Here is a 26607-nt window from a genome sequence, read left to right on the forward strand (position 1 = left end):
GTAACGGGGGTCGCCGAGAAAAGAGAATCAATCAACTGAAGGATGTGTCGCGATCGTTGGGAGGGCAGGGGAATGGCCGGCGAGTTCACTGAGTTGACCGTGGCGGCCTACTCTGATGAGGCCGCCACGACCGATCGGGGCGTCGAGGGGCAGTCGCTGGCCTTTCCTTTGCTAGGCCTGTTCGGTGAAACCGGTAGCCTTCTCAGCGAGCTGAAAAAGAAGCAACGCGACAGCGCGTCGTACCGGGGATATTCGGCGGCGGTCACGGAGGAGCTCGGGGATGTCCTCTGGTATCTGGCGACGATCGCGCGACGGGGGAAGGTGCCGCTGAGCGCTGTGGCTGCGCACCTGTACCGGAAGGATCGGACGTGGACGGGGGTCGAGGATGACGCCCTGACCTTCCGGGCGCTGCAGCCGCATCCCATTCCATATTCGGACGCGCCCACCCCCGCCTTCGAGAAGACCCTGCTGACCCTCGCCGCCGACGTCGGCGCCATGATTTCGGACTTTCAGGCCGGGGTGCTGATCCAGGGCGGCGACGCTCTGGCGCTTCGGCTGGTCGCGATCCTCAAGCGATTGCTGACCGCCTCACGCGAGGCCGGCCTCACCCTCGAGGCGGCGGCGGTGAAGAACCGGCACAAGATCCTGGATCGCTGGCCCGTCGAAAAACGCTACCCGGCGGCCTTCGACGCCGAGGCCGATCCGGATGAACGGTTGCCCCGGCGGCTGGTCATCGACCTGTTCGAAAAGTCCGTCGGCGGGCGCGACTTCGTGTTCCAGCGATGCAACGCCCTGTTCATCGGCGATCGCCTGACGGACAACGCCCACGAACCGGACGACTACCGGTTTCACGATGTCTTCCACTTCGCCTTCGTGGCCGTGCTGGGCTGGTCGCCGGTGACCCGATCCCTGTTGCGGCTGAAGCGGAAGAGCGATCCGCAGCTCGACGAAACGGAGGACGGCGCCCGGGCGATCCTGATCGAGGAGGGGGTGTCCACCTGGGTGTTCGGCCAGGCCGCCAGGCTGCGCTACTTCGAGGGCATGAAGGCCGGCGAACTGCCGCTCGACCTGCTCAAGCAGATCCGTGAGTTCGTCAGCGGCTACGAACCGGAGCATCTTCCCCTCTGGCTCTGGGAAGAGGCGATCCTGGAAGGCTACGCCGCCTTCCGCTTTCTGCGAGAGCATCGACGCGGGCGCATCACGCTCGATTTCGAGACGCGGCAATTGCGTGTAGAGCCGCTCGCGCCATGACCCCTTCAGAGTTCGTCTGCGCCCTTCAGGCCGCCACCCTGCCCAGCGTCTTCAATCCCTGGCGCGACCAGTGCGCCGCCTGCGACCTCGAGGATGCGCCGGCCCTGCGCCGGGAGAATCTGCGGCTCTTCCTGGAGCGCGCGCTCGAAACGCGGGTGACGACGATGTGGATCGCCCGGGACCTCGGCTATCGCGGCGGCCGGCGCACCGGCGTGCCCCTGACCGACGAGGTCCATCTGTCGGAGGCCTCGGCTCTGCTGGGCGATATCGGCCTGGTGCGCGCCACCGACGGCCCCATCGTCGCCGAACGGACGGCGGCGGTGATCTGGCGGGTGCTGGCGCAGGTGCGGCAGCCGGTGGTGTTGTGGAACGTCTTCCCCTTCCACCCCCATCTGGCGGACGACCCCATGTCCAACCGCTGCCATACGCGCGCCGAACGCGACGAGACCTGGCCGCTGCTGGAAGCGCTGATCGCCATGGTCAGACCCGAAAAGATCGTCGCGATCGGGCGGGACGCCAGCGCGGCGCTGGCGGAGCTTGGCGTGCCGGCCTCGGCCGTGCGCCATCCGAGCTACGGCGGACAGGCCGAGTTCATGGCCGGCATGTACGACCTATATGAGGTGACGCGCGACGAGCCGCCCCTATTCGGCCGACTGGAGCCCGTCGCCGTCCGCCACTAAGGCGTCGCAGGCCTGCAGAAGGGCCTTGATCTCCGCCCGGCTGGCCCTGGGCTGGTCGATGACCGCATGGGTGGAGACGATGGTCAGAGACCCGACGCCGATCTTGGTCTCCTCGGCGACGAAGGCCATCAAACGGCCCAGGCCGATCAGGTTTCCGAGCAGTTTCTCGACGTAGTAGTGGTTCCGATACATGACCGTGAGATCGAGCCGGTCGCCGTCGGGCGTCTTTCTGACTTTGAAGCTCCCGTGACTGAGGCATTGTCCGCCGTACGGCGAACGGCTGACATCGCGGGCCGGATCGAAGAGGGTCAGTTCGAACTTGTTGCGCGCCTTGACGGCCGGATCGGAAATCCGGTCGATGATGTCGGCCAGCTGGTTGATCACCGTGCCGCCGGGCGTGGGCATGTTGATCATCCGCTCGAAATAGTAGCCGGACCAGCGATCGTCGCGGCCGGCGGCGGGCAGGACTCGCGTCATGAACCGGTCGTAGAAAGCCGGCGCCCCGTAACGACGGTGCAGGGCCGCAGGAAAGAGGGTGTTGGCCACCGTTTCGATGGGTTTGACTCCCTTGGCTTGGAGAAAGGCGTCCACCGTCGCCACGACGGGATCGGCGAGGGTCGCGCCGCCGACGGGATCGGCGATGTCGAGGATCACATTGTGCGCCTCGTTTCCATGACGGATCACCGCGCGCATGGCCTCGCGCCAGGCGGTCGCGCAATCAGGCTGCGTCGGAACGGGAAGGTACATCGTCGTCCTCGTCTAGGAGAGCCATGCCGAACAGCCGGGGGCCGAGGAAGCCGGCCGTCAGCCAGGCGTGACCGTCATGGCCCCAAGCCCCGCCCCAGCTGTTGCGGACCAGAACGGCGGGCTCGTCACCCACGGCGCCGTGGGCGACGGCGAGCACCGCATGCCTCAGCGCGGGGTCTGGAGACTCGGTTTGGGCCGGTCTCACCACCCCCTCCGGATCCGGGGCGTAGAAGCTGCGCGAGAGGGTGATGAGAAGGATGACGGGTCTTCCCTCGTCGAGCCGGGCGATCAGGCGCGTCCAGTCCGGTGTGGCCGGCTCGCCAGCACGGCGGTGGACGTCGCCCGTCTGGGCGGGCGGCGACCAGGCGGCGTCATTGGCGGGCGCGGCCGGACGATAGGGCCAGTCCGTCTCGGGGGGCTGTCCGTCGAGCCGCAAGGCCTCCAGCAGGGCGGGCAGGGTGGTCCCGACCGACGCCGGGCGACCCGCGCGACGTTGGGCCCGAAAAAAGATCGCCTCGCAGGAGAGCGGCGTCCAGCCCGCGCGCACCGCGGCGTGAAGATCGCTGGCGGCGAAGGCCAGACAGGTCGGCCGCGGCCCCTGGTCGCGGACGGGTCCGAGGCGCGGGCGCAGGTCCCGATCGAGCCGGACGGCCGCCTTCATGCGGCCGCCAGACGGTGGCGCCGTTCCGCGCGCGACAGGCCGCTGGCCTCCGGGCCGGTGAGATCGAACGGCAGGGTGAAGGCGGCGATCGGCGCATCGGGGAGCCAGGGCCTGCGCTGTTCGAGATGCACCAGCCCCTGGGCGTCCTCGGGCGGGGCGGCGAGAACCTGCCGCAGATTGGGCCCGCCGACGGCGTCGTCGTCCAGGTCGAGACGGGTGTCCCGCACCAGGCTGAACCCGCTCGCCGCAAGCGTGTCGAAATCCCACAGGTAGCCGGCCCCGCCCTGTTCGGGCAGTCGGATCACGAACAGATCGTTGCGGCTGCCGTCGATCCGGCCGCCCTCGTCCCTGTCGGTCAGCAGCCAGACATCGCCCCGGTAGGACGGCGGCGTATAATCCGCCAGCAGCGCCGCCTTCAGGGCGCGGGGCCGCACGGCGAGCAGCGACGCCCGGGTCGCCGCCTCGATCAGCGCATAGCGCTCGAGGGTGCGGATCGTCGCCTCATAGCTGGCCCCGAGCCGCAGGGAGAGCTGGTAGACCACCTCGGGACGTTTCAGCTCGGCGAGACGCCATGCTTGGCGGGCGCAATGGGCGAGCACGAGCCACTTCGGCATGAGGAAGGCCACGGCGAAGGCGTCCGCCTCGGTCTCCTGAAATCCCGTTGCGGCGTCCCGCCCCTGCGGGGCGCGGCGAAGGATCTGATCTTCGTCGTCGAGACTGGGCTGGTGTCGAAGGAGGCAGTGACCGAGCTCGTGGGCCGCGGTGAAGCGCTGGATGCTCAGCGGTCTTTCCGTGGTGACGAGGATCCCGGGCGAGGGGAGGTTCAGGAACGCCCCGAGCAGGCCGGTCAGCGGCCGCATCATCAGCGGCACGCCGAGATCCGCGATCACCGCGAACACATCGACCCCCGCGGGCCGGGCGTCCTGCTGCGCCCGCAGATCGATCTGGCGATGCAGCCTGCCTGCGGCCAGGGTCCCGTTGCGCACCGCCTCCTGATAGCTCCGGGCCATCGTTCAGGCGTCGCCGGGCTTGGCGCGCGAGCGCAGATAGTCGGCGAACCGGGCCAGCTCTTCCCGGTCGCCCTGGGACAGATCCGCGGCCTGTCGCGCCAGATGGGCGACGTCCGGCGGCAGGGCGGCCTGCTCCTCCTCTCCGGTCAGATAACCGACGGACTGGCGGTAGAGGCGGGCCAGGCGCGTCAGTTCGATCGCCTCGACCCGGCGCTGACCGGTCTCGATCCCGCTCAGCGCCGTCCGGTTCAGCTTGAGATAGGCGGCGACCTCTTCCTGTTTCAGGCCGAGGTATTCCCGCGCCTCGCGAAGGCGTCCGCCCAGGGTTCTGCGCGCCGTCTCGTCGTCGAGGTCGGTCATGCGGCCCCCGGATGCTTCTTGCGCCAGGCGGATTCGATGCGCGGCAGCATGTGGTCGAGGGCCGACTGGATCGAATCGTAGCCGCCGGTGCGGACGATGTCCTTCGGCTCGTAACCGAGGATCGGTTCGAGGGCGCAGGTCAGATCGACCACGGTGAGGGAGTCCAGCCTGATTTTCGTCGTCGCCAGACTGGCGGGCGGCACGGGGAGGGCCACGCCCTGCATAGGCGCCTCGGCCTCGGCCAGCCCCGTCAACTCCGCGAGCAGGCAGGCGCTGACGGCGGCGGCGGGATAGGCGACGACCTTGGGCTTTTCTTCGACGTCCGGCATGGCGATCTCCAAATCCGACACAATACCGATGTAATGTTGGATAATCGAACATGCAAGGCGCTGGCTCGCACAATGGTCGGATATGTCGAAAACGATATCATTCTGACGCCGTGATATCGTACTATGCATTGAATCTGTTGCATCCGACGCGGATTGATGTATTTATCGACATCAAAGGAAGGCGATGATGGCGGATAGAGTATCAAGACGGGCTGGTCTGGGCGATCTGGCCGCGTCGCTCCGCGCCGCGCGGGCAGCCAAGGGTTGGAGCCAGCGCGAACTCGGCGGCCGGGCCGGATTGCCTCAGGCGCAGATCTCCAAGATCGAGACCGCGGAGGTGGATCCGCAGGTCTCCACCCTTCTGGAGCTCGCCCGCTCGCTCGACCTCGATCTGCGGCTGGTTCCGCGCGTGGCCCTGACGGCCGTGGAGGCGACGGTGAAGGACGCGGTCCGCCGCGCCGGCGAGCGCGACATCATCGGGACGCTGAACGCCTTGGGGCGGCTGGCTCCCCCATCGGTCGCGGGACCTCACGGCGACGACCTGAGGCTGACGATAGAGGCGCTCAGGACGATCGCACCCCATCTGGGAACGGAGGTCGCCCGCTATGTCCTGACCCAGTCCCGGGATCAGCTGGCCGGGGCCGCAGAGGACGGCGACCCCGATGACGCCGAACGCGCGCGGGAGACCGTCATGCGAAACCTCAGATCGCTTTACGACACCCATTCTCAGGCCGCCGCCTCAGCCCGGCCGGCCTATTCCCTCGATGACGAGGACTGACCGTGGTCGCCGACGCGCTTGAAATTCAACTGGAAGGCCGGACGATCGGCGCCCTGACCGCCCTGGGCGGCGATCGATCCATTCTCACCTTCACCGACGCCTATGCCGAGGATCCTGACCGGCCGCTCCTGAGCCTCGGCTTGAGAAACGCCCAGGGCGCGCTGCTGACCGACCACGCCGTGGTCCAGACCCGTGTCCACCCCTTCTTCTCCAACCTGCTGCCTGAGGGCGGACTCCGGGACTACCTGGCGCGCCGCGCCGGGGTGAAGGCCGTGCGCGAATACGCCCTTCTGCAGGTTCTGGGCTCGGATCTCCCGGGCGGCGTGACCCTGGTCCCCGTCGGCGAGCGACGCGCTGACAAAGAGGAGCCCGCGATCTCTGACCGCGCCGGTCAGGCGGGCGGACCGCTGCGCTTCTCCCTCGCCGGCGTACAGCTGAAATTCTCGGCCTCTTTGGAAGGCCGGGACCGCCTGACCATACCGGCGAGCGGGGCGGGGGGGGATTGGATCGTCAAACTGCCGTCGCCGCGTTGGGACGGCGTGGCCGAGAATGAGTTCTCGATGATGACCCTCGCCTCGGCGGTCGGCCTCGATGCGCCGGAGGTGCGGCTGACGGGTCTCGACGCGATCGAAGGCCTGCCGGCTGACGTCGGCCGAGGCGCCGGCCAGGCCTTCGCGGTGCGTCGCTTCGATCGGGAGGCCGACGGGCGGCGCGTCCATATCGAGGACTTCGCCCAGGTCTTCGGCGTCTATCCCGAAGAGAAGTACGAGCGGGCGCGCTACCGGTCGATCCTGCGTGTCCTGTGGCACGAGATCGGCGAGGCCGCCGCGCGGGAGTTCATCGGCAGGCTGGTGTTCAACACCCTGATCGGCAACGCCGACATGCATCTGAAGAACTGGTCGTTGATCTACCCCGATGGCCGCACGCCGTCCCTGGCGCCGGGCTACGACTTCCTGACTACGACGACCTATATCCCCGATGAGAACGCCGCTCTGCGTTATGAAACGACCCGAAGGATGGCCGGGTTCGGCGCAGAGGAACTCGTCCGGATGGCCGCCAGGGCGGGCGTGCCGGAGACGATGGCTCTGGATGCGGGGCGATGGATGGTCCAGCGGTTCCAGGACGTCTGGGCGGCGCAGAAAGCCAACCTGCCCCTGAGCGCGGCGATCCGGGAGGAGGTCGACAGCAGGCTGCGGGTCCTGCCGATCGCCGCGCTCCGCTAGGCGTCAGTCGATCTCGACCGAGAAGGAGTTGGTCGACAGGCTCGCCTTTCGCACCGGGAGGTGAGGGACCCTGGAGCGGGCCAGCAGATCCCGAAGTCTCGCCTCATTGTCCGACGACATCCTCGGGCCGAGGATCACGGAAAGCAGGCCGTCGGGCTGGAACGGCAGGCTGGTCTGCCGCGGCGCCGTGTAGACGATCCGGACCTCCCGCTCATACGCCCAGTCCGCGGCCTTGGTGTAGAACACCAGCTTGTCGCTCTCCGCCTGACGCAGATTGTCGTCCGAGTAGCCGGTGCGTTTCCGCGCCGAGAGCTCCAGGGCCAGGCTGAGCGGATAGGTCGGGCGATGGGTCGAGTAGGACACATAGCCGAAGTTCGAGAGGCGGCGCTCGAAAGCGCCGCCCGTGAAATGCAGGCAGGCTCCCTCGTAGCTGTTGGCGTAGTGCGACCAGAGCAGAGGCGAATCCGAGCGGTCGCAAAAGGCGATGATCCGGGCGCCCTGCTGTATTTTCGCGAAAAGCTCGCGGGCCTCGGCTTCGTATCGGGCCACGTCCGCGAACAGGACGTTCGGATCCCAGGGCTCGCCCTTGAGGCGGGCGGCCAGGGGCGCGCGTTCGCCCAGGGCCCGGGCGATGGTGACCGGACGCAGGTCGTTGAACAGATGCGGCGACAGTTCGTACGGATCGTTCAGGGCGTTGTAGGTCGAGCCGACGAGTTCGCAGGCGTTCAGGGTCCGCTCCAGGAGATCCCATGACTTCTTGCCGTTGAGGCCGACGTATTTGAAGATCGACTGATGCGGCGACGGCCGCTTGAGGGAGACGTCGAGCGCCAGGCGTTCGAGTTCGCCGCTGGTCCAGTCTTCGAACGACATTCTGTGCTCCGTTTCGGCTTTTCATCCTGGAACAGACCGGAGGCGGCGCCCAGAACCGCCGCGCCCGCAAGCGCCGTCATTCAGCCTGACGACAGACCCTCGACGGGGCACGATGGCCGGCCCGCGCGGACTGACGACGCGAGACCAGACCCGAAGTCGTCAAGCCGGGACCTCGTCGCCGAACCCGTCCAACCAGTCGTCCTCGTCGATCTCGTCGTCGACGGGCCAGGTGGGGAAGACGTACGACCGGTTCGACAGACCTTCCAGGGCGAACCCCATCGTCAGGCCCGTGCAGGCGAGGTGCAGGTGTCCGTCCGCCAGGGTGCTGTCCACGATCCGGACGATGCTGCTGGCGCTTTTCCCGCCCTGCATCCAGCTGGCCCAGGCCGAGGCGGACACCGCTTCCCAACGGTCGACCGTGAAGCTGACCCGGACCCGGTTCGCCTGGCGACGGACCTCGGCGATCTGACCGGGGCCCGCGGTGAGGCGGGCGCGCTGCTTGAAAAGATGGCGGCCCTGGACGAGGATCAGGTCGCCCGGCTTGACCACATTGGCGAGGAGACCCCGATCGAGGTCGTCGCTGATATTGTAGACGGCGGCGCTGGCGAGCACGGTTTCCAGCACCTCGCGCACATAGGCGTAGAGCACATTGCCGTCGCCGCCCTGGTAGCGGTAGGGCGTGTGGTGGCCGGGGTTCTCAAGTTCGCCGTCGTCATCGACCAGGCCTCGAAGCCGCGCGGCGCGGAAGCGGCTGAGCGCGGTCAGGCGCACGCCGAGCGCGGCGGCCAGCTCGAACAGGCGTTGGTGATTGAACCACCACCAATGGTGGCCGGACAGTCGCGACGCCTCAAGGATCGCCCGGGCGTGGCAGTGGTCCCTTATGATTTTGAGGATTGACGATGAACGCGAGTTGGCCCCTCTGACCGCAGGTCAGAGGCGGCCGCGCCAGAAGTTCCGCTCGTGGAAACAGTCGCGGCACAGGGTGAAATTGCCGGGGGTGGCCTGCTCGCCGTAGACCCTGGCCTCATCAAGCGTCTTGAACGGCAGCCAGATTCCACTGGTGCCCATGTAGCCCTTCACCCCCGCCCCTTGGTTGCACCAGCGACAGTCGGGATGGTGCGCCTTGGACGCCTTCTGCTGGAGTGAATGATAGAGCCAGATCAGGTTGGGATCATCGATCTCGATCTCGGGGATGTCGAAGTCCAGAAGGACGGGATCAATCTCGTCGAGAGCGTCAGGGAACTCTTCACGATAGATTTCCGCTGCCCGTATCAAGTCGGGCGCCTGCCAAAGCCGCTGATCGATACCGGCCGCCATCGCGGGGGTCTGTTTCCTGCGTTCCTGGACGAATGCGTAGTTGTAGCCCCACGCCCACAGTGAAAATTGGTCGCAGTGCTGAGCGAAGCGTTTCGATCCTGCCTTGGACTTCTTATGGACCCGCATGTTCCTGGCCCGCGCGGAACTGTTAACGGCCTCGTTCATCTGGGTGTTGAAACCGTCAGGGTCGCGAAGGGTGCCCTGGACAATTTCTCTACGGATACCCCCGAACATGCGCTTCTTCAGCGTGCGTCCGTCCTTAGTCTCGTAGGTCGATTCCTTGATGAATTTTCCGTAGTTGTAGGGGTAGCCGTCCTCCTTGATCACCGAGCCGTAGCTGCCGTGACCATCCGTGATCAGTTCCGGCACATGCACGTATGATCCGTCGGGCTTGCGGGCTAGGCGTGCATCGAAATCTTTGATGAATCGTCGTGTGTCCTCGACCCCATTGGAAGGCGCGACCATGTGCGAAACGATGAAACCGGTATCGCTTTCGACCGCCAGGAAGTGCAGAAACCGACCGGCAAGGACGACGGGACTTTTGATGTCGGCGGCGTTGTGCGCCTTGGCGAGGACGTAGCTGTAGAACTCGTCCATCTGGAAGTATCGCAAGGTGAGCGCGGTCTGCTGCATCAGCAGGTGGCGAGCGGTTCGACCGAGCCAACGGGCATGTCTAGCCACCGTCTTTCGGTCGATGTCTTCGTCTTCGGCGATCGTTCGTTGAGGTCGCCCGCGCATCAACGCGCGGGCGAGACGCTCTTGCCGATCCTTCGTAAGAAAGTTCGCCACTTCGGCGCTCCCTTGCACGGGGAGTCTCAGTAGCAACCAATCAGACACATTTCAACATAATATCGGGATAAGCCGATACGTCATGAATGTTGACATAGATGGCATTCGATGTCAGGAATCTTGACGTAATGGCGTTTGACTTTTCTCGATAATTCGATAGAGTCCGCTTCTCATTATATCGGCGGAGTCCGACATATGGATCAAGATGCAGCCATTACGGCGTTCGGTGCGTTGGCCACCCCTTCCCGCGTGGACATCCTTCGCCTCCTAGCCACACAAGCCCCGCCCGAGGGGCTCAAGTCGGGCGAGATCGCGCGTCGGCTGAATGTTCAGCAGAACACGCTTTCGACCCAACTGATGATGCTCTCCCATGCGCGGCTGGTGCTCCATCGTCGAGAAGGCCGCTCGATCTTCTACCGGCTTGATCGAGAAAACCTGCGCGCGCTGGCGGACTTCATCCTGGTGGATTGCGGTGGCGGAAGCGTCGAGGCCAAGCGGAGACGAGCCGCCTAGAAATCGAAATCATTTGCGACGCTACGCCCGCCGGAAAGCAGCTTGCCCCCAACTTAGCCTAACGCGGGAGCAATCGCTTATCCCGGCCAACGGGGATGGTGCTCGTCAATGACATAGGCGTGCGAATGACCCTCCCCGCCCAGGGCGTGCGCCTGAAGATGCGGATGGTCGGGCGACAGGTCGGGGTGCGTATGCGGCAATTGCTGGGGGTCACGGCGGGGCCAGAGGAGCAATCCAAGGATCAGGCCGACGCCGCATAGGAGGCCCAGGACGATGAAGGCGGCCGGGAGCCCCGCCCCGGCGCTGGCGAACCCCGCGACCGGATAGGCGATGAGCCAGCAGGCATGGGAAACCGCGAAGTGGGCCGCGAACAGCGCCGGGCGGTCCTCGGACGAGGATGAGCGGCGCAAGGCGCGCCCGACAGGCACGAGGGTGAGGCCGTAGCCCGCCCCCATGACCACCCACAGACCGAGCAACATCTCGTAGCGGGTCGCCAGGACCGCGCCTGCGAACAGCATCGTCATCATGAGCGCCGCCCCGGCCGCCATCGCCAGACGGTCGGCGATCCTCTCCAGCAGGCGAGGCAGGGCCAAGGCCGCGCCCATCGAGCCGGCGCCGAAGGCCGCCAGCGCCCAGGCCGTGGCCTGCTCCGAAAGGCCGAAGCGCGACTGGACCAGGACCACGGTATTGACGAACACCATGGCCCCGCCCGCCGCCGTCGCCAGGCTGAAGGCCAGGACGCCTCTCAGCCGGGGCGTCAGGACGAACAGCCGGAGCCCGGCGGTCAGGCGATGAAGGAACGGCCTTGGCGTCGCAGCCGCCCCCGTGGGCACGACCGCCGACAGGACCAACAATGACGACAGGCCGAACCCCAAGGCGGTGCCGCCGAACAGGCCGCTCCAAGTGACCACCGTCAGCAAGACGGCCGCCAGCACGGGGCTGGCGAGGCTTTCAAGGTCGGCGGCGAGACGGGAGAGGGAAAGGGCCTTGGTGTATTCCCGTTCATCAGGAAGCAGGTCGGGGATCATGGCCTGGAAGGCTGGCGTGAAGGCGGCGGCGGCGACGTAGAGAACCGTCATCAGGGCGTAGACCTGCCAGGCTTCACTCACGAACGGCAGGGCGGCGGCGACGCCCGCCCGCACCAGGTCGAGGCCGATCAACAGCGCCTTTCGAGGCACGCGGGCCGCGAGCGCGCTGGCGAACGGCGCGACGCCGACGTAGGCGACCATCTTGATCCCGAGAACCAGTCCCAGGATCTCGCCGGCGCCGGCGCCCGCCAGATCATGAGCGAGCAGACCGAGCGCCACAGTCGCCAACCCGGTCCCCAGCAAGGCGACGACCTGTGCGCCGAACAGACGGCGGTAGGCCGGGTTGCGAAGCGGAGAGAACATTCCGTCGGCCTTTCCTGGTCCCTAGCGCGCGGCCCGCCAAGACGGGAAGACCCGCCTGGTCCGCGAGGCGTCGTCCGGCGCACGTCCGCCGCCTCCCGCGATGCGCAGGTAGATGGCGGGCAGCACCAGCATGTTCAGAGCCGTCGACGTAGCGAGACCGCACAGGATGACCACCGCCATGGGCGCCTGAATCTCACTGCCCGGCTGGCCCATGGCCAGGGCGAGCGGCACGAGCGCGAGACCCGCCGCCAGGGCCGTCATCAGAATGGGCACCAGACGCTCTTCGGCGCCGCGCCTGACGGCTTCGCGCAGGTCGGTCACGCCTTCATGGGCCTGAAGGTGCCGGATATGGCTGACCAGCATCACGCCGTTGCGCGTGGCGATGCCGAACAGGGTGATGAAGCCGATGATGGTCGCCACCGACAGCACCCCGCCGATCAGCCAGAGACCCACCACGCCGCCAACAAGGGCCAGCGGCAGGTTCAGCATGACGATCCCCGCGTCCCGGTTGGAACGGAACGCTTGGCGCAGCAGCAGGAACATGCCGATCAGCACGACGACGCCCAGCGCCAGCAACGTCCGAGTCGCGGATGCCGCGCTCTCGAACTGGCCCCCCAGCTCGATCCGCGCGCCTTCCGGCAGGTCCATCGGTTCAAGCGCCTCCCGGATGTCGGCCACCACCGCGCCTAGGTCGCGGCCGGAGACATTGGCGAGCACAAGCTGGACCCGCTCCACGCTTTCGCGAGAGATCGTGTTCGGTCCCAGATCGCGCACCACGTCGGCGACGGCCGACAGCGGGACCAGCCGTCCGTCGCCCGTCGACAACAGCAGGGCGTCCATCATCGAGCCATCGCCATAGAGCGCCGGGTCATAGCGGACGACGACATCGGTCAGGACCGGCCGTTCGATCAGCGTGCCGACCGTGGTTCCCCCGATGGCGGCGCCGACCGCATCGGCGGCCTCGTTGACGGTGAGGCCGGCCAGCGCCAGGTCGGCGCGCCGGAAGCGCAGGCGGAGGTAGGGCACTTCGCTCTGGGTGTCGGTCTGGACGTCGACGGCGCCCGGAACTTCGGCCACCCGCGACTGCACCTCCTGCGCCAATCGGCGCAGGGTCGCCGGGTCCTGGGCGAAAACCTTGATGGCGATGTTGGCGCGCGCGCCCGACAGGATGTGGTCGATACGGTGGGAGATCGGCTGACCGTAGATCGCCTGGACACCCGGAATCTGACCAACCGAGTCGCGTAGGGCGTCCAGCAGTTCCTCACGGTCCCGACCGCCGGGCCTCAGCGACGCCTCGATCTCGGAGGCGAACACTTCCTGGGCGTGCGGGTCGCCTGGGGCGCGGCCCGTGCGCCGGGCCGTGGTGGCGATCTCGGGCTGGGCGAGCATCGCCGCCTCGACCTGAGCGGCGGCGGCGTCTGACGCCTCCAGCGACGTGCCCGGCAAGGCCGTGACGTTGACCGTCAGGCTGCCCTCGTTGAACTCGGGCAGGAAGGCTCGCCCCGAAAGGGCCAGCCCGACGCCGGCCAGGAGGACCAGAGCCCCCGAGACCGCCGCGACGAGCCGCCAGCGGGGAAGAAGCCCGTCGATCAATGCGCCGTAGCGCGTCTTCATGGCGTGGACCCAGCGCGGCTCCCGGCCCAGAGCCTTCTCTCCCCGCGACAGGACGTCGAGGCCGAGAACGGGCGTCAGGGTTAGGGCGACGACGAGGCTGGCGAGCAAGGCCACGCCATAGGCGAGGGCCAGGGGTTGCAGCAGGCGGCCTTCGATCCCTGTCAGGCCAAACAGCGGCAGGAAGACCAGCAGGATGATCAGGGTGGCGAACACGATCGACCCCTGCACCTCGACGGTCGCATCGCCCACGATCTTGATGAGGGCGGCGCGCTCCTCTTCCGGCTTCTGCTTCTCCAGGCGCATCCGCCGGACGATGTTCTCGACGACGATGATGGCGTCGTCCACCAGGACCCCGAGGGCGATGGCGATGCCGCCCAGCGTCATGGTGTTGATCGTGCCGCCCACCAGATTGACGGCTATCAGGGCCGCGACAACCGACACCGGAATGGCCGCGAGCGTCACCAGGGTCGAGCGCCAGGACGCCAGGAAGACCAGAACGATGATCGAGACCAGGACCAGGCCTTCGATTAGCGCCTTCACCACATTGTCGACCGCCCGGTCGATGAAATCGGCCTGGCGGAACACCTTGGTCTCCAGCGCCATGCCCTCGGGCAGGGTGCGCTGAAGGTCGGCGAACACTCTGTCCAGTTCCTCCGTGAGTTCCAGGGTGTTGGCGTTGGGTTGCTTCTGGATGGCGAAGATCACGGCGGGGCGGCCGTTGAAGGCTCCGGTGCCGCGCTTCAGTCCTTCGCCGATGCGGATGTCCCCGATGTCGCGCGCCAGGACCGGAAGACCGCCCTGTTCGCCGACCACGACCTCTCCGAACTCTTCAGGCGTGGTGGCGCGCCCAACGCCTTCCACGAGCAGTTCCTGCCCGTTCTGGACGACGATGCCCGCCGAACGGTTGGCGCTGGCCGCGCGCATCGCCTCGATCACATCGTTCATGCCGACACCGAGCGCGCTCATGCGGCCCGGATCGACGAGAAGCTGCACCTGCCGCTCGTCGCCTCCAATGGTCATCACCTCGGCGATGCCGGGCACGGCAAGCAGCCGCCGTCGCACGGTCCAATCGGCGACGCTCTTCACCTCGGTCGGCGAATGGGCGTCCGATCGCAGGGCGACGAACATGATCTCGCCCATGACCGAGGAGGCCGGCGCCATGATCGGCGGCGGCAGGTCTTCCGGCAAGGCGCCGGCGGCGGCGCTGAGGCGTTCGGTCACGACGCGGCGGGCTTCGGCGGTTTCGGTCGACCAGCCGAACTCCAGCGTCACGACCGACAGGCCTGTGGCCGAGTTGGAACGGATGCGGCGCAGTCCGGGCGCGCCGTTCAGCGCCGTCTCCAGCGGGATGGTGATCAACTGCTCGACCTCGGTCGGCGTATAGCCGCCGGCGTCGACCACCACCTGCACGGTCGGCGCCGTCAGGTCGGGCAGCACGTCGACCGGCGTGCGCAGGGCGACGAACAGGCCAGCGACGGTCAGGAGGATGGCGAGGACATAGACGACCAGGCGGTTGCCCAGCGACCAGCGGACGAGACGTTCGATCATCGGCCTGTTCCCTTAGTGCGCGTGGCCGTGCCCGAAGGCGTCCGGCGAGGCGGCTGCGGCGCGCACGGCGGCGGCTCCGACAGTGACGACGCGCTCGCCGCCACGCAGGTCGCCGGTGACGGCGATGCGGTCGCCGCTCTGCGCGTCGCGTTGAACCAGGCGTCGCTCGAAGGCCTCACCGGAGACCTGGACATAGACCACGTCCTGGCCGTTTTCGTTGATGATGGCCGACGCGGGCACGCTGAGGGTGCGCAGGGCTCCTCCGCTGACGATCCGGCCTTGCACCCGCTGCCCTGGTCGAAGAGCGGAGCCCCTGTAGGCGAAGATCACCTCGGCGGTGCGGGTGCGCTGGTCGATGAAGCCAGCGTCCGCCACGCGAACCAGACCTGGCAGGTCGAGCCGTTCGCCATCCACGATGATGTCCAGCCCCGTGGCCGAGCCCAGCCCTGCCGCCTGGGCCTCCGGGACGCGAGCGACGAGCCAGAGCGACGTCGGGTCGCCGATACGCATGAGTTCGACGCCCGCTTCCACAGGCGCGCCGCGAACGATCGAGGACGTCAGCACGCGCCCGGAGATCGGCGCCACAAGCGGCACGCCCGCGCCGCCTCCGCCGAGGGCGGCCCGGCGTCTCTGAGCGGCGGACAGTTGCGCTTGCGCCAGCCGTTCTGCGGTTCGCGCTTCGTCCAGCCGCCTTTGGGGAGCGGCTTCGGCGGAGACCAGCCTTTCCATGCGCGCCACCTCGCGTTGCGCCGCGTCCAGAGCGATCCGCGCTTCCGACACGCCCAGGTCCAGGGAGGCGACATCCTCGCCTCCGCCCAACTGAGCGGCTACGGTCGCCAACTGCTGGCCCGCACGAACGGTCATGCCCGGCGCGGGAACCGACGCCCCGGTGCGGATCACGCCGGCCACGGGAGAGGCAATCACCGCTTCCGCGTTGGGCGCCAGCCGCACATCCACGGCGACCGGCGCTGTCTGGGCCAGCAGCCCATCCACGACCGGTTCGGCGCGGAAGGGAATGCGCCACTGCACCTCCTTCGGGAAGGCGATGCGTTCGGGATTTTCTTCATGAGGCGGGGCGGCGCGAGCGCCCGCCTCGCTGGTCGCATGGACCGTCACCTGGCCCAGGTCGTGGATGCTCTCGCCCTGGGGGCCGACATGACGCAGCCTGAGCCGCGCCGTGCCGGAACGAGTCGCCGTCAACAAGGGGCGGAAGATGCCCGGCGTGTCCGACACCTCCGCCGAGGCGCTGTCGACATGCCCGTCGGGCCACGTCAGTTCGGCGATCAGCCGTCCATCGGTCACCGCGCGATAGTCGGAAATCCGGCTGAGATGCGCGTCGAAGCGGCGACGGCGATCCAGGACCAGCGGCCGGTATTCGACGAACAACTCCGTCGCCGGGCTGTAGTGCGTAACGGTGACGCTCCCCGCCTCGGGCGCTTCGGCGGCCGGTTGGCCGCCATCCGAACAGGCGGAGATGAGAACAAGCGCCGCGAGGGCGGGAAGCATCGCCTTCATCGAAGGAATATCCTCTTAGTGAGCGTGGTCGGCGTCTTCGCCGTCATGGGGGTGGCCGTGGTCCTCGGCGGTCGGCTCGACCGCGTCGTCGTCGTCGTGCGCGGTCGTATCAGCCGGTGCTGGCGCCTCGGCCGTCGCTGCTGTCGTGGGAGTTTCGGTCTCGCCCTGCGGCTCGGCCGCCGGGGAACAAGCGGCGAGCAGGGCGGCGAAGGTGCCGGTCAGGATCAGTTGGGTCTTCATGGGTTTGGTCCTCCTTGGGCCAATTCGAGTTCGATCGCGGCCAGGTTGGCGCGCCCCGTCATCTCGATGATGGAAAGTTCCGCCTCGTGGGCGGCGCGATAGGCGTCGACCAAGTCGGTCACGCCGGTTTCACCGGCCTGGTAGGCAGTCTCGGCGGTGACGCCCAAGCGCCCTGCGTCGTCACGGGCCGTCTCGGCGATGCGAACAGCTTCCACGGCGGCGACGGCGCGGGCTTCCGCCGCATCGACCTCGGCCAGCGCCTCGCGGCGCGCTAAAGCGAGGTCAGCGGCCTCGGCGTGTTCGAGGGCGCGGGCTTCCCTCACTCGGGCCGATCCCCTGTCGAACAGCGGGATGGTGACGCCGACCGACACTTGCGGGCCGTCGGCTTCGAAGCCCAGGGCTTCAACGCGGCGCCATCCCACGCCGAGTTGAACTTCGGGCCAGCGGGACCGCTCCGCCGCTCGTGTCGTGTAACCAGCGGCCTCGACACGCCGCTCTCGGGCGACGAGGTCAGGGCGCTCGGGCTCCCTGCTAGGGATCAGCATCGGCGACCGGAGCGGTTCCGCCGCGATGGCGCCGGGCGTTCCGGTCAGTCGTGCGAGCGTTGCGCATTCCGCAGTGATCTCGCCCTCGGCCAGGCGCACCTCGGCTTCGGCCGCGCGCGCCTCCACCCTGACGCGACGGAGATCATAGACGGCGGTGTCGCCGGCTGCGGATCGCTCCGTCACGATCCGCTCCGCGTCGATTAGGCGATCCCGGTATCCTGCCGTCGCGGCGGCGCGCTCGACGGCGACCGCACAGCCGACATAGGCGCGGCGAGTCTGGGCTCTGCGTTCATGGGCGCGACGCTGGACGTCGGCGTCGGTCGCCTCGGCTTCCGCGACCGCCGCCCCTCGCAAGGCCGAGCGGCGGCCCGTCAGGTCGAGGGGCTGGACGAACCCGATCTCCCACTCCTCCTCGTCCTCCACCGGACCGGACAAGGTGTTGCGGCTTACGGACAAGGATGAGTTCTCGAAGCGGGTGATCGCCTCGGCTCCCGCTCGGGCTGCATCGCGGCGCGCCTGGGCGCCGCGCGCGAAATCTCCATCGCCCAAGGCGAGGGACACCGCTTCCGCCTCGGTCAGGCGCGTGGGAACGGCTTGGGCGTGGGAGGGAGCCGCCGCAAAAAGCGGCGCCGCCACGAGGACGAGCGATCCGCAAAGGCGGACGCTCCGAAAATGGGAAGACATCTAGGGCTCCGATCGAACGACAGACGATCGCCGCGCCCAGCAGGGCGCGCCGACGGCGACGATCAGATCGAGCGGGGAGGTCGGTTGTCGGGGTCCAGCGACAGGTCGGGCGGAGCCCTGTCCCGTGCGATGATCGACTTCAGTGGCGAGCCAAGAAAAGCAGTTGCCTCGAAGGCTGGCGCAACGGGCGCCTCGAAGGTGATGACGTGGACGGGCATGTGTTCATGCCCTCCGTCATCCCGGTCGCCAGGCGCTTCATCATCATGATCGTGGTCAGCGACGATGCCGTCGTCTTCATCGTGGTGATGATGCTCCGTGGCGTCGATCGGCGACGCCATGTGCGAAATCGCGTGCGCGTCCATCGCCGCCGCCGGCATGGCCAGGGCGACGATCACCAGCATCGCGCCGATCAGGCGGGCCGCAAGGTGACGAAAGGGATTCACAGACTCAGCGTATCGCCAAGGTCGGCGGGGCACAACCGACAACATTCGATGTCCCTCTTGGGGACCCAGCACGGCATTTAGGGGGGGTTCGGCATCGGTCGGATGCTCGACAGTTTAGGTTTGCGAGTCGTGCTTCTTACCCTTGATGGCCTGTCTGATCTCCTCGTCCGACGGGCGTGGAAACTGTGCCAAGACTTCGGGGTCAGTGACGAAGTCATCTGGTCCGCTCGCTCGACCGTCTATCAGTTCTCCGAACTCGTCGTTCAGTTCGAAGAACCGTTCGGTCAGCGGGTCCCGCTTGGGCGTTACGCGGGGGCGGGGTGGGCGCTGCTTCCGGCCTGCTGCTTTCGGCACATCGTTGCTCCCTGGGCTTGGAAAGGAAGTGGCCATAGCTGTTCCTCTGTCAACACTCTCAATCATCAAGTTTGCGCCTGACCGCCGTTGCGGACTGGCTGCGGGCTACAGCCCGTGCCGGATGATCCTGGACACGACCTCGTTCAGCTTGGGTCCCTCACCCACGCATTGGCCATCACGATAGACCACGTAGGTGATCTGAAGATCGACGGCGCTACCCCTTGTCGCGGCGGAACCACGCCAAGGAGCGCGAATGGTGCGGATCGTTTCGCGCACCACGCGGTAGGAGTGTCGACCTCGCGTGAAGCGGATCACCTCCTTCGCCAGTCGGCGCTGGCGCATTCCGCGCGGGCTCAATGGATGGTCTCCAGGGCCAACCGACGGAGCAGCGTTTGCATCGCCGCTTCGCGGGTCGGCGCCACGGCGACGGCGCGGCCATCGACTTCAGCGATGAACGTCAGCTTTCCGTGACGGATGTCGTGGCGAATGAAGAGCGCCCGTTCCGGCAGGCGGTTGATGATGTCGGTGCGGTGGCGCATGGCCTACCCTCCTGTCCAAAAGAACAAGAGGGGTGCCGAGGTAGCGTCCGCTACTCAATGGCCGTAAACGTCCGCTTCTCAAAAGGGACCACTACCCCGGGCGTCGAGTTGACACACTTCCTGCTCCCAACGGTCTTTGCTGTCGCGCAGCCGTCGGGGCGTGAGATTCTGTTCGAGGTCGCCGCGGCTGTGCGCCCGGGCGTGATGCTCCAGACATAGAACCGCAAGGTTGGCGTCGCTGTGGTCGCGGCTCGTCGCCCAGGGGCTGATGTGATGGACGATGATCGCCTGTCCCGCTTTGCGGCAGACGCAGCAGGTCGACCGGTTTTTCCAGAGCACGCGCGCGAGGGTGGCGAAGGGGATGTCCGCTCGCCCGCCACGCCTCAGGCCGGCGATCTGTCGAGCTGACAAGCCCAGGCGTGTCAGTTCGTCATCGCCGGTCAGCTGCAGGCTCGAAAGTGTATGGCCGGCGCGATTCAGCTCGGCCGCCGTCTGATCGTCGAGGCCCCGCCGCATCATCGCCGCGACCGACCGGTTCAGGCGGGCGGTCGCGCGTTTCCAGGTCTCGCTGTCACAACGGTGGTTCTCGGTCATGTCTAACCGTAGGGCCTTTTATCGTCGGGAGGGAACCGCCCACGGCCTCTCGGCCACCGCCGGGGCCCCGGCAGGGCGGCGGGTGGCACGGGCGCGGCCGGTCCGACGGCCGCGCATCGGTGATCCGCTTTCGCCATGGCGGATCACGGGATCGTGCGGCGTGTTCAGGACGGTGCAAGACTGGTCACCTCAGTGCGCGGGAGCGCCTGCGCTGCTCCATCGCGCGGAAACCGGTGAGGGGCGGGATCCTCAGTTGCTACACTCCATCGTCGATCCATTGATTTGCGCGAAGACCCCATGCCCCGCACCCCCAAGAGGCTCACCGACCGCGCCGCGCGCGGCGCCTTGCCTGAAGGTTGGCACCTGGACGGCGACGGACTCTATCTTGTCGTGTCGCGGTCGGGCGCCCGCAGTTGGATCTACCGGTTCAGGCAGGACGGCCGGCGACGTGAAATCGGTTTGGGCTCGATCTCCACGACATCCCTCGCCGACGCGCGTCTGGCCCGCGACGCCGCCAAGGTTCTGGCGGCGCAGGGGGGCGACCCGGCCGCACGACGACGGGCCGAACCTTCGGAGGTCGGGCCCGACCGCGCGGAGGGCGACGCCCGTCCACCGACGCGGGGCCCGAGCCTGCGGGACTGCTGGATCGCCTATGTGGCCGCCCAGGAGGGTGGCTGGCGCGGTCGCAAGACCAAGGCCGGCTGGATGCGGTCCATCGATCGACACGCGGCGGCGATCAAACACAAGCCCGTCGATCAGATTGACCGTCAAGACGTGTTGAATGTCGTGGAGCCGCTGTGGCTGACCAAGGCCGAGTCCGCGGGCAAGCTGCGCGAAAGGCTGGAGCGCGTTCTGGACTACGCTCGCTTCAAGGGACTTCGAACCGGCGAAAACCCGGCGATGTGGAAGGGCAATCTGATCTACGCCCTGCCGCCGCGCCCGAAACTCCAGCGCGGTCACATGCCGGCCATACTCTATGAAAAGCTTCCGGCGCTCATGGTGAAACTCGCCGCCAGAACCGGCATGTCGGCGCGCGCCCTTGAGTTCACGATCCTGACGGTCGCTCGCGAGACCATGACGCTCGAGGCCACATGGGATGAGTTCGATGGGGACATCTGGGGGCTCGGCGCCGCGCGGATGAAGGAGCGGCCCTTCCGTCAGCCGCTCTCCAGCGGGGCGAAGGCGGTGCTCGAGGCCGTGCGGCCGGATCGCCCAACGCCGTCGGCGTTCGTCTTCCCCAGCCAGAGAGGGGGAGTGATGTCCAATATGGCGATGGATATGTTGCTGCGCGATCTCGCGCCGGGCTGCACGCCGCACGGCATGCGGTCCGCCTTCCGGGATTGGGCCGGCGACGAAACCGACTTCGCCAAGGAGGTGATCGAGGAGTGCATGGCTCACACCGTCGGGGACGAGACCGAACGGGCTTATCGGAGACGAGACGCCCTGCGCAAACGGCAGGCGGTGCTGCAGGCCTGGTCCGATTTCTGTCTGCCGCACCATCCTGTGCCGCGGAGGGTCAGCGACAAGGCGGCCCGCCAGCCCCGAGCCTCGGCGCCGGCCCCCTCTCAGCACGCCGGCGGCGAGGGCGCGATCACAGGCGATCTGTTCGCCTTGATCTGAGGGGGGAGGGTCAAGACCGATCGGCGCGGTGGGCGAAACAGCCAAGCGCGTACTGACCGCATTCGAGCGGACGTCTGCGGCCAGGGCGAGCCGCGGCCGCTCGCTGAAAGGCTGCGAAGGGCGCACCTCGCCCGCGCCACCCTTCGGTCGAGGCCGGGACCGTCCGGCGCATTCCGGTCGGGGTTCGCGAGGGAAGCGCCTGGACGGTGCGTATCTCTCTGTTGGGACAGACGGCTTGCGGAGCGAGCGGGACGGCGTGCGGCTATTCGAACCCCATGCGCGCGAGACGCCGTTTCCGGACGTGCTCGCGCCGCTGACCAGCCTGAGGTTCGTCCTCGCGCTGGGCGTGGTGCTGTTCCACTTCCAGCTTCAGTGGACGCTGGGACCCGACGCCGCCGGCTTGCTGAACCGCGCGCGGCTGGGCGTGGACGCCTTCTTCATTCTCTCCGGATTCATCCTGACCCACGTCTATCTGCAGGGCGAGACGGCGCCGTCTTACTTCGCCTTTCTCGGGGCGCGCGTGGCGCGGGTCTTCCCCGTGCACTGGGCCATCCTCGGGGGGCTGCTTCTGCTGATCCTCGGCGCGCCGATGGTCGGCGTGGGGCTGGAGCCCGACCGCTTCAACGCGAGGGATTTCTTCACCACCCTGATCCTGGTGCAGGCCTGGTTCCCGACCGACGGCATGGCCCTCTGGAACGGGCCGGCCTGGTCGCTGTCGGCGGAATGGTTCGCCTATCTGATCTTCCCGGCCTTCGCCTGGATCGCCCTTCGACTCAAGCGTCGGCCGGGCTGGCTGCTGATCGCCGCCGCCGCCCTGTTCGTCGCCTTGGACGCCCTCTACCGGGCGGCCTTCGGGATCGTCCTGCCGCGCGCCGAAGACAATCTCGGCATCCTGCGCATCCTGCCGACCTTCCTCTACGGCGTGGGTCTCTACTATTGCGGGCGGCGCTTCGATCCGGGACCGCGTCTGTCCTGGCTCTTCGCGGCGGTCGCCGCCGGGGTCTTCGCCGGCTTGATGCAGGTGAACGCCGACGATCGCCTGATCGTGGCGGCGGCGGGGCCCCTGATCCTGGCGCTGGCCTTTGTCGCGCGCAACGAGACGGGCGGCGGATGGCTCGCCCACCCGGCCGCGGTCTTCGCCGGCGAGATATCCTACGCCCTGTATTTGGTGCACATCCCGGTCCTCATGGCCTGGCGCAACGCCGTCGAGCGTCTGTTCGGCCTGGGCCGCGACTATCTGATGGGGCCGCTCGAGCTGACCGCCCTGCTGTCCGTGATGCTGGTCGCCTCGATCGGCCTGCACCTGCTCGTCGAACGTCCCGGCCGACGTGGTCTGCGCCGACTGTTCCGCACCCGCGCCGCGGCGTCGAGCGAAGCGCGTCTCGTCCATTCCGATCAAGGAGAACCCCTATGAGCGTCACCCTCGCGGCCGTGCTGGCCGCCGGCCTGATCCAGACCAGTCCGCAACCCGCGGGTCCGGAGGCCGCCTTGTCGGCCTATCGGGCCGCCATCGAGTCGCTCGACGGCGCCGCCGCCGCCCAGGCCTTCTGGCCGGACGGCCGGGTCTTCGAGCAGGGCTCCGACGAAGGCGTGTTCGCCACCTATCTGAGCCATCATCTCGGGCCGGAACTCGCCGCTTTCGAGAGTTTCGACTTCCAGGATGAAACGGTGACGTCCGAGGTGGAGGGCGACATCGCCTGGGCCGTCGAGCGCTATCGCTACGTCATCCGCTTCCGCGACGCGTCGCGGGCGCCCGTGGAGCGTCAGGGCGTGAGCACCAGCGTGCTGCAACGGCGGGACGGCGCCTGGCGCATCCTGATGCATCATGGCTCGTCCCGCGCGCCAAGGACCCCGCCGGCCGCTGGAGCCGGTCGATGAAGCCGGCTGTCCTGACCCGTCGCCTCTGGCTCGCCGGCGCCGCGGCGCTCGTCCTGCCCGTCTCGGCTTGCGCCCAGAGCCGCGACACCCGGACCATGCAGGTGTTCAAGACGCCCACCTGCGGCTGTTGCGACGGCTGGGTCCGGCACATGCAGGCGGCCGGCTTCGTCGCCGAGATCACCGAACTGCCGGCCTTGCGCTCGGTGCGCAGCAGCCGCGGCGTGCCGGAGGCTTTGGCCTCCTGCCACACGGCGGTGATCGGCGGATATGCGATCGAAGGCCATGTGCCGGCGGCCGACGTCCAGCGCCTTCTGCGTGAGCGCCCCAGAGCCGTCGGCCTGGCGGTGCCGGCCATGCCGTTGGGATCGCCGGGCATGGAGACGCCCGACGGTCGGGTCGACCCCTACGAGACCCTGCTCATCCTGCCGTCGGGCCAGACCCGCGTGTTCGCCCGCCACGGCCAGGCTTGATCGTGCGGGTCCTTCGCCTCTCGACCCAGCTGCACAAATGGCTCGCCCTGATCGTCGGCCTGCAGGTCCTCTTCTGGGTCGGCGGCGGTCTGGTGATGACGGCGATCCCGATCGAGACGGTGAGGGGTGAACATCGCGTGCGGGCGACGACCCCTTCGCCCTTGCCGCCCGAGCTGCTCGCCACGCTGCGTGCTCCTCAGCTCCACCCGGCCTGTCCTGGAGCCGGGTGGAGCTGAGGAGCACGCCGCGCGGTCCGGCCTGGACGTTGACCCCGCTCCGGGGCGAGCCGCGGATTACGTCGGCGGTCACCGGTCGGCCCTTCGCGGACATGAGCCAGGCCGAGGCCAGGACGCTCGCGGCCGCCGCCTACGCGGGAGACAGCTCGATCTCCGCCGTTGAACGCCTGGCTGAGGCGCCGCCGGAGACCGGCCGGGACGGTCCGATATGGCGCGTCGACTTCGCCGACCGGGAAGGGACCACCTTCTATCTCGCGCCGGAGACCGGCGAGGTTGTGACACGCCGCTCGGGGGTCTGGCGGTTCTATGATGTCTTCTGGCGACTGCACGTCATGGACTGGACCCATGGGGAGAATTTCAACCACCCCCTGATCGTCGTCACGACGGTCCTGACCCTGATCGTCGTAATATCGGGTCTGGTGTTGCTATGGATCCGCCTGTCCCGCGACCTGAACATGGCCCGAGCCGCCCGACGAAGCCGAGCGGCGCGGACAGGCTCGCCGTCTGATCCGGCCTAGCGGAGGCGCGCGCGGATCCGTTCCATCTGGTCGATCTCGGTCCTCTGCGCTTGGGTGATGTCCCCGCATAGCGCGCGCAGTTCGGCGTCGCGAAGGTCGGCCTCCCGGCACATCAGAATGGCGCCGGAGTGGTGAGGGATCATCGAGTCGATGAACTGCCGGTCATCGATCAAGGCCTGGGCGCGTGTGGCCCAGAACGAGGCGCAGGTCAGGATGACGAACAGCGCATAAAGCGCGAGGTTGAGCCGGCGGTCGGGATACATGCCGCGCATGGTCGCCAGCATGAAGACGCCCATCGGCGCCCACATGGTGACCGCCATATAGGCCATGTTCAGATTGTTCCGAAAATCCCGGGGCCCGTCGATCATCGTGAACATGACGACATACATGACGACGAAGCCCAGGATCATATTGATCCAGAACATCAGGTACGGACGGGCGTGACTGACGCCGTGGCCGGACGGAGAGGCGGGGCCCGGCTGGCGCGAGTTCGGAGGGGTCGAGGCGTGGGTCATCATCAAACTCCGGGGCTCAGTGCCCAAGGCCGGCGGGCTTGAGCAGCATCCAGATCGCCATGGCGACCATCATCAGGTTCTCGCTGAGCGAGACGAAGCCGAGCGGGACCTTGCTGTCGCCGCCGACGCAGGCGCATTTGAGCTCGCGCTTGTCGATGTAGACCGCCTTGAACACCGACGCGGCGCCGACCGTGCCGATGAACAGGGCGACGGGGATCGACAGCCACATCAGGGTGCCGGCCAGCATGAGCAGTCCGGCCAGCCCTTCCGCGAAGGGGTAGACGGTCCCGTAAGGTATCCACCGCTTGGCGAGCAGGTCGTAGTTGAGGAACATGGTCGCGAAGCTGTCGACGTCCTTCAGCTTTTGAAGCGCCAGAAGACACATGGCGATGGCGACGAACCATTCCGCCGTCCGGACGGGCGCGACCTCGCCGTAAGCCGCCCAGCTCGCGGCGATCGCCATGAGCGCCGCCATGGCGAACAGCGCGATGACCGGCGTGTAGGTGACCGCGTTCTTGTCGCGCACCCTTTCGCCGAAATGCCGGCGCAGATCGTCGTAGCCCCCGATCCGCACGCCGTCGATGAAGGTCTGCGGCGTCGTCGCCACTCCATGCTGGGCCTTGAAGGCGTCCGTCTCCGCGCGGGTCGTCAAATGGTGATCCGAGACGGCGTAGCCCCGCCGGCGCAGCAAGGCGCGCGCCTTGAGGCCGTAGGGGCAGGTGTGGTCCGGCATCACCATGCGGTAGAGGTCGGCGTTCTTGGGCTCCGGGACGGCCATCCTTAGGTCCTTTCGTGTTGCGGGTTCGGCGTCTCCGCTTGAGTCAGCCGGCCGCTTCTCGGGACGGGGGCTGTCGTCTTGACCGTCACCATGCACCTTCCCATCGTAGGAAGGTCAAGAGGCGGAAGCGCGGGGCAGGGGCCCGCATTCGTGTGGAGGCGGTTGAGGCGCGTGAACATCGGTCAAGCGGCCATTCGGTCGGGCATCTCCGCCAAGATGATCCGGCATTACGAAGACACGGGCGTCATTCCCAGGGCGGAGCGCACGGCGTCCGGCTATCGCGCGTATCAAGCGGCGGATGTCGATCGGCTGCGCTTCATCCGACGCGCGCGGGATCTGGGCTTCTCGATGGCGGAGACCCGCGATCTGCTGGCCCTGTGGAGCGACCGCGCGCGTCACAGCCATGACGTCAAGCAACTGGCGGCCCGTCACCTCGAGGATCTGCAGGACCGGATCCGGAACCTGCAGTCAATGGCCGAAGTGTTGCGGACGCTGGTCAACTGTTGCGGCGGGGACGACCGTCCGGAGTGCCCGATCCTGGATGATCTGGGAGATGTCGGTCGGGCGCGGCGAGGGACATCCGACCGTCCCGCGTAA

The 26607-nt window shown here is 67.6% G+C and carries 31 protein-coding genes; 12 read left to right on the forward strand and 19 right to left on the reverse strand.

Annotated features, from left to right (window positions below):
• Positions 1–72 precede the first annotated feature (72 nt).
• Together E4M01_RS08710 and E4M01_RS08715 are read left to right on the forward strand one after the other, a co-directional pair.
• Positions 73–1251, forward strand: a complete 1179-nt coding sequence (locus E4M01_RS08710; RefSeq protein WP_135063366.1) for a nucleoside triphosphate pyrophosphohydrolase family protein — start codon at positions 73–75, stop codon at positions 1249–1251.
• A complete protein-coding gene (locus tag E4M01_RS08715; RefSeq protein WP_135063364.1) occupies positions 1248–1931 on the forward strand; it encodes a uracil-DNA glycosylase in 684 nt (227 codons plus the stop codon). Before E4M01_RS08710 ends, E4M01_RS08715 begins: the two co-directional genes overlap by 4 nt.
• Here E4M01_RS08715 and E4M01_RS08720 read toward each other — a convergent pair.
• From E4M01_RS08720 to E4M01_RS08740, 5 genes are read right to left on the reverse strand one after another with little or no spacing between them, the layout of a single operon-like run.
• Entirely contained in the window at positions 1893–2678 is a 786-nt protein-coding gene (locus tag E4M01_RS08720) for a hypothetical protein (protein WP_135063362.1), read from the reverse strand. The genes E4M01_RS08715 and E4M01_RS08720 overlap by 39 nt on opposite strands.
• Positions 2650–3339, reverse strand: coding sequence for a C1 family peptidase (locus E4M01_RS08725; protein ID WP_135063360.1), 690 nt, complete (start codon positions 3337–3339; stop codon positions 2650–2652). Before E4M01_RS08725 ends, E4M01_RS08720 begins: the two co-directional genes overlap by 29 nt.
• Entirely contained in the window at positions 3336–4349 is a 1014-nt protein-coding gene (locus E4M01_RS08730) for an ImmA/IrrE family metallo-endopeptidase (protein WP_135063358.1), read from the reverse strand. The genes E4M01_RS08725 and E4M01_RS08730 overlap by 4 nt, the downstream gene beginning before the upstream one ends.
• Before the next feature lie 3 nt (positions 4350–4352).
• On the reverse strand, positions 4353–4709 hold the full coding sequence (locus E4M01_RS08735) for a helix-turn-helix domain-containing protein (protein ID WP_135063356.1): 357 nt from the start codon (positions 4707–4709) through the stop codon (positions 4353–4355).
• Positions 4706–5038: a hypothetical protein gene (locus E4M01_RS08740; RefSeq protein WP_135063354.1), complete on the reverse strand. Its 333-nt coding sequence runs from the start codon at positions 5036–5038 to the stop codon at positions 4706–4708. Before E4M01_RS08740 ends, E4M01_RS08735 begins: the two co-directional genes overlap by 4 nt.
• Before the next feature lie 184 nt (positions 5039–5222).
• On the opposite strand from E4M01_RS08740, the gene E4M01_RS08745 reads away from it, so the two are divergent.
• Positions 5223–5816: a helix-turn-helix domain-containing protein gene (locus tag E4M01_RS08745; RefSeq protein ID WP_135063352.1), complete on the forward strand. Its 594-nt coding sequence runs from the start codon at positions 5223–5225 to the stop codon at positions 5814–5816.
• A 2-nt stretch (positions 5817–5818) separates the two neighbouring features.
• Entirely contained in the window at positions 5819–7039 is a 1221-nt protein-coding gene (locus E4M01_RS08750) for a type II toxin-antitoxin system HipA family toxin (protein WP_135063350.1), read from the forward strand.
• Between the two features lie 3 nt (positions 7040–7042).
• Here the strand turns inward: E4M01_RS08750 and E4M01_RS08755 are convergent, their stop codons facing one another.
• The 3 genes from E4M01_RS08755 to E4M01_RS08765 form a co-directional block, all read right to left on the reverse strand.
• Positions 7043–7909 (reverse strand): DUF2971 domain-containing protein, encoded by an 867-nt coding sequence (locus tag E4M01_RS08755; protein WP_135063348.1) that lies wholly within the window; start codon positions 7907–7909, stop codon positions 7043–7045.
• Positions 7910–8068: 159 nt separating this feature from the next.
• Positions 8069–8680 (reverse strand): hypothetical protein, encoded by a 612-nt coding sequence (locus tag E4M01_RS14325; RefSeq protein ID WP_167765360.1) that lies wholly within the window; start codon positions 8678–8680, stop codon positions 8069–8071.
• Between the two features lie 159 nt (positions 8681–8839).
• Entirely contained in the window at positions 8840–10015 is a 1176-nt protein-coding gene (locus tag E4M01_RS08765; RefSeq protein ID WP_135063346.1) for a hypothetical protein, read from the reverse strand.
• A 195-nt stretch (positions 10016–10210) separates the two neighbouring features.
• Between E4M01_RS08765 and E4M01_RS08770 the strand changes: the two genes are divergently transcribed.
• Positions 10211–10528 (forward strand): helix-turn-helix transcriptional regulator, encoded by a 318-nt coding sequence (locus E4M01_RS08770; protein WP_135063344.1) that lies wholly within the window; start codon positions 10211–10213, stop codon positions 10526–10528.
• 77 nt (positions 10529–10605) lie between these two features.
• On the opposite strand, the gene E4M01_RS08775 is transcribed toward E4M01_RS08770, so the two are convergent.
• The 9 genes from E4M01_RS08775 to E4M01_RS08815 form a co-directional block, all read right to left on the reverse strand.
• Positions 10606–11919, reverse strand: coding sequence for an MFS transporter (locus E4M01_RS08775; protein WP_135063342.1), 1314 nt, complete (start codon positions 11917–11919; stop codon positions 10606–10608).
• Between the two features lie 21 nt (positions 11920–11940).
• On the reverse strand, positions 11941–15081 hold the full coding sequence (locus E4M01_RS08780) for an efflux RND transporter permease subunit (protein ID WP_135063340.1): 3141 nt from the start codon (positions 15079–15081) through the stop codon (positions 11941–11943).
• A 12-nt stretch (positions 15082–15093) separates the two neighbouring features.
• Positions 15094–16596, reverse strand: a complete 1503-nt coding sequence (locus E4M01_RS08785) for an efflux RND transporter periplasmic adaptor subunit (protein ID WP_135063338.1) — start codon at positions 16594–16596, stop codon at positions 15094–15096.
• A 15-nt stretch (positions 16597–16611) separates the two neighbouring features.
• Complete coding sequence (locus E4M01_RS08790; protein ID WP_135063336.1) at positions 16612–16836, reverse strand: hypothetical protein; 225 nt, start codon at positions 16834–16836, stop codon at positions 16612–16614.
• A complete protein-coding gene (locus E4M01_RS08795) occupies positions 16833–18017 on the reverse strand; it encodes a TolC family protein (protein ID WP_167765358.1) in 1185 nt (394 codons plus the stop codon). The genes E4M01_RS08790 and E4M01_RS08795 overlap by 4 nt, the downstream gene beginning before the upstream one ends.
• Positions 18018–18127: 110 nt before the next feature.
• Positions 18128–18466 carry a hypothetical protein gene (locus tag E4M01_RS08800; RefSeq protein WP_135063332.1) on the reverse strand — a complete coding sequence of 113 codons (339 nt, stop codon included), beginning with the start codon at positions 18464–18466 and terminating at the stop codon, positions 18128–18130.
• A 501-nt stretch (positions 18467–18967) separates the two neighbouring features.
• Positions 18968–19219, reverse strand: coding sequence for a hypothetical protein (locus E4M01_RS08805; protein WP_167765357.1), 252 nt, complete (start codon positions 19217–19219; stop codon positions 18968–18970).
• A complete protein-coding gene (locus E4M01_RS08810; RefSeq protein ID WP_135063328.1) occupies positions 19216–19401 on the reverse strand; it encodes a hypothetical protein in 186 nt (61 codons plus the stop codon). The genes E4M01_RS08805 and E4M01_RS08810 overlap by 4 nt, the downstream gene beginning before the upstream one ends.
• A 78-nt stretch (positions 19402–19479) precedes the next feature.
• On the reverse strand, positions 19480–19995 hold the full coding sequence (locus E4M01_RS08815) for an HNH endonuclease signature motif containing protein (RefSeq protein ID WP_135063326.1): 516 nt from the start codon (positions 19993–19995) through the stop codon (positions 19480–19482).
• Between the two features lie 297 nt (positions 19996–20292).
• Between E4M01_RS08815 and E4M01_RS08820 the strand changes: the two genes are divergently transcribed.
• The 6 genes from E4M01_RS08820 (at position 20293) to E4M01_RS14425 (ending at position 24717) form a co-directional block, all read left to right on the forward strand.
• Complete coding sequence (locus E4M01_RS08820; RefSeq protein ID WP_135063324.1) at positions 20293–21615, forward strand: integrase arm-type DNA-binding domain-containing protein; 1323 nt, start codon at positions 20293–20295, stop codon at positions 21613–21615.
• A 235-nt stretch (positions 21616–21850) separates the two neighbouring features.
• Positions 21851–23029 carry an acyltransferase gene (locus E4M01_RS08825; protein WP_245158234.1) on the forward strand — a complete coding sequence of 393 codons (1179 nt, stop codon included), beginning with the start codon at positions 21851–21853 and terminating at the stop codon, positions 23027–23029.
• Positions 23026–23493 carry a nuclear transport factor 2 family protein gene (locus E4M01_RS08830; RefSeq protein WP_135063322.1) on the forward strand — a complete coding sequence of 156 codons (468 nt, stop codon included), beginning with the start codon at positions 23026–23028 and terminating at the stop codon, positions 23491–23493. Before E4M01_RS08825 ends, E4M01_RS08830 begins: the two co-directional genes overlap by 4 nt.
• On the forward strand, positions 23490–23963 hold the full coding sequence (locus E4M01_RS08835; protein ID WP_135063320.1) for a DUF411 domain-containing protein: 474 nt from the start codon (positions 23490–23492) through the stop codon (positions 23961–23963). The genes E4M01_RS08830 and E4M01_RS08835 overlap by 4 nt, the downstream gene beginning before the upstream one ends.
• Positions 23964–23965: 2 nt before the next feature.
• Complete coding sequence (locus tag E4M01_RS14420; protein WP_209316023.1) at positions 23966–24199, forward strand: hypothetical protein; 234 nt, start codon at positions 23966–23968, stop codon at positions 24197–24199.
• 92 nt (positions 24200–24291) lie between these two features.
• Positions 24292–24717 (forward strand): PepSY domain-containing protein, encoded by a 426-nt coding sequence (locus E4M01_RS14425; RefSeq protein WP_209316024.1) that lies wholly within the window; start codon positions 24292–24294, stop codon positions 24715–24717.
• Here the strand turns inward: E4M01_RS14425 and E4M01_RS08845 are convergent.
• Positions 24714–25142: a DUF305 domain-containing protein gene (locus E4M01_RS08845; RefSeq protein ID WP_245158250.1), complete on the reverse strand. Its 429-nt coding sequence runs from the start codon at positions 25140–25142 to the stop codon at positions 24714–24716. The two genes, E4M01_RS14425 and E4M01_RS08845, sit on opposite strands and share 4 nt — an antisense overlap.
• Positions 25143–25248: 106 nt before the next feature.
• Positions 25249–26010 carry a MauE/DoxX family redox-associated membrane protein gene (locus E4M01_RS08850; protein WP_167765355.1) on the reverse strand — a complete coding sequence of 254 codons (762 nt, stop codon included), beginning with the start codon at positions 26008–26010 and terminating at the stop codon, positions 25249–25251.
• A gap of 171 nt (positions 26011–26181) precedes the next feature.
• Here E4M01_RS08850 and cueR point away from each other — a divergent pair, with 171 nt between their 5' ends.
• Positions 26182–26607, forward strand: coding sequence for a Cu(I)-responsive transcriptional regulator (gene cueR / locus E4M01_RS08855; protein ID WP_135063318.1), 426 nt, complete (start codon positions 26182–26184; stop codon positions 26605–26607).

It is taken from the genome of Brevundimonas sp. MF30-B (assembly GCF_004683885.1).
GTDB lineage: Bacteria > Pseudomonadota > Alphaproteobacteria > Caulobacterales > Caulobacteraceae > Brevundimonas.

Bases quoted from the DNA above. Each gene is read 5' to 3' on its own strand.
- E4M01_RS08710 (WP_135063366.1), top strand. From the start codon at position 73: ATGGCCGGCGAGTTCACTGAGTTGACCGTGGCGGCCTACTCTGATGAG.
- E4M01_RS08715 (WP_135063364.1), top strand. From the start codon at position 1,248: ATGACCCCTTCAGAGTTCGTCTGCGCCCTTCAGGCCGCCACCCTGCCC.
- E4M01_RS08720 (WP_135063362.1), bottom strand. From the start codon at position 2,678: ATGTACCTTCCCGTTCCGACGCAGCCTGATTGCGCGACCGCCTGGCGC.
- E4M01_RS08725 (WP_135063360.1), bottom strand. From the start codon at position 3,339: ATGAAGGCGGCCGTCCGGCTCGATCGGGACCTGCGCCCGCGCCTCGGA.
- E4M01_RS08730 (WP_135063358.1), bottom strand. From the start codon at position 4,349: ATGGCCCGGAGCTATCAGGAGGCGGTGCGCAACGGGACCCTGGCCGCA.
- E4M01_RS08735 (WP_135063356.1), bottom strand. From the start codon at position 4,709: ATGACCGACCTCGACGACGAGACGGCGCGCAGAACCCTGGGCGGACGC.
- E4M01_RS08740 (WP_135063354.1), bottom strand. From the start codon at position 5,038: ATGCCGGACGTCGAAGAAAAGCCCAAGGTCGTCGCCTATCCCGCCGCC.
- E4M01_RS08745 (WP_135063352.1), top strand. From the start codon at position 5,223: ATGATGGCGGATAGAGTATCAAGACGGGCTGGTCTGGGCGATCTGGCC.
- E4M01_RS08755 (WP_135063348.1), bottom strand. From the start codon at position 7,909: ATGTCGTTCGAAGACTGGACCAGCGGCGAACTCGAACGCCTGGCGCTC.
- E4M01_RS08770 (WP_135063344.1), top strand. From the start codon at position 10,211: ATGGATCAAGATGCAGCCATTACGGCGTTCGGTGCGTTGGCCACCCCT.
- E4M01_RS08775 (WP_135063342.1), bottom strand. From the start codon at position 11,919: ATGTTCTCTCCGCTTCGCAACCCGGCCTACCGCCGTCTGTTCGGCGCA.
- E4M01_RS08780 (WP_135063340.1), bottom strand. From the start codon at position 15,081: ATGATCGAACGTCTCGTCCGCTGGTCGCTGGGCAACCGCCTGGTCGTC.
- E4M01_RS08785 (WP_135063338.1), bottom strand. From the start codon at position 16,596: ATGAAGGCGATGCTTCCCGCCCTCGCGGCGCTTGTTCTCATCTCCGCC.
- E4M01_RS08790 (WP_135063336.1), bottom strand. From the start codon at position 16,836: ATGAAGACCCAACTGATCCTGACCGGCACCTTCGCCGCCCTGCTCGCC.
- E4M01_RS08800 (WP_135063332.1), bottom strand. From the start codon at position 18,466: ATGCTGGTGATCGTCGCCCTGGCCATGCCGGCGGCGGCGATGGACGCG.
- E4M01_RS08810 (WP_135063328.1), bottom strand. From the start codon at position 19,401: ATGCGCCACCGCACCGACATCATCAACCGCCTGCCGGAACGGGCGCTC.
- E4M01_RS08815 (WP_135063326.1), bottom strand. From the start codon at position 19,995: ATGACCGAGAACCACCGTTGTGACAGCGAGACCTGGAAACGCGCGACC.
- E4M01_RS08820 (WP_135063324.1), top strand. From the start codon at position 20,293: ATGCCCCGCACCCCCAAGAGGCTCACCGACCGCGCCGCGCGCGGCGCC.
- E4M01_RS08830 (WP_135063322.1), top strand. From the start codon at position 23,026: ATGAGCGTCACCCTCGCGGCCGTGCTGGCCGCCGGCCTGATCCAGACC.
- E4M01_RS08835 (WP_135063320.1), top strand. From the start codon at position 23,490: ATGAAGCCGGCTGTCCTGACCCGTCGCCTCTGGCTCGCCGGCGCCGCG.
- E4M01_RS14425 (WP_209316024.1), top strand. From the start codon at position 24,292: ATGAGCCAGGCCGAGGCCAGGACGCTCGCGGCCGCCGCCTACGCGGGA.
- E4M01_RS08845 (WP_245158250.1), bottom strand. From the start codon at position 25,142: ATGTTCTGGATCAATATGATCCTGGGCTTCGTCGTCATGTATGTCGTC.
- E4M01_RS08850 (WP_167765355.1), bottom strand. From the start codon at position 26,010: ATGGCCGTCCCGGAGCCCAAGAACGCCGACCTCTACCGCATGGTGATG.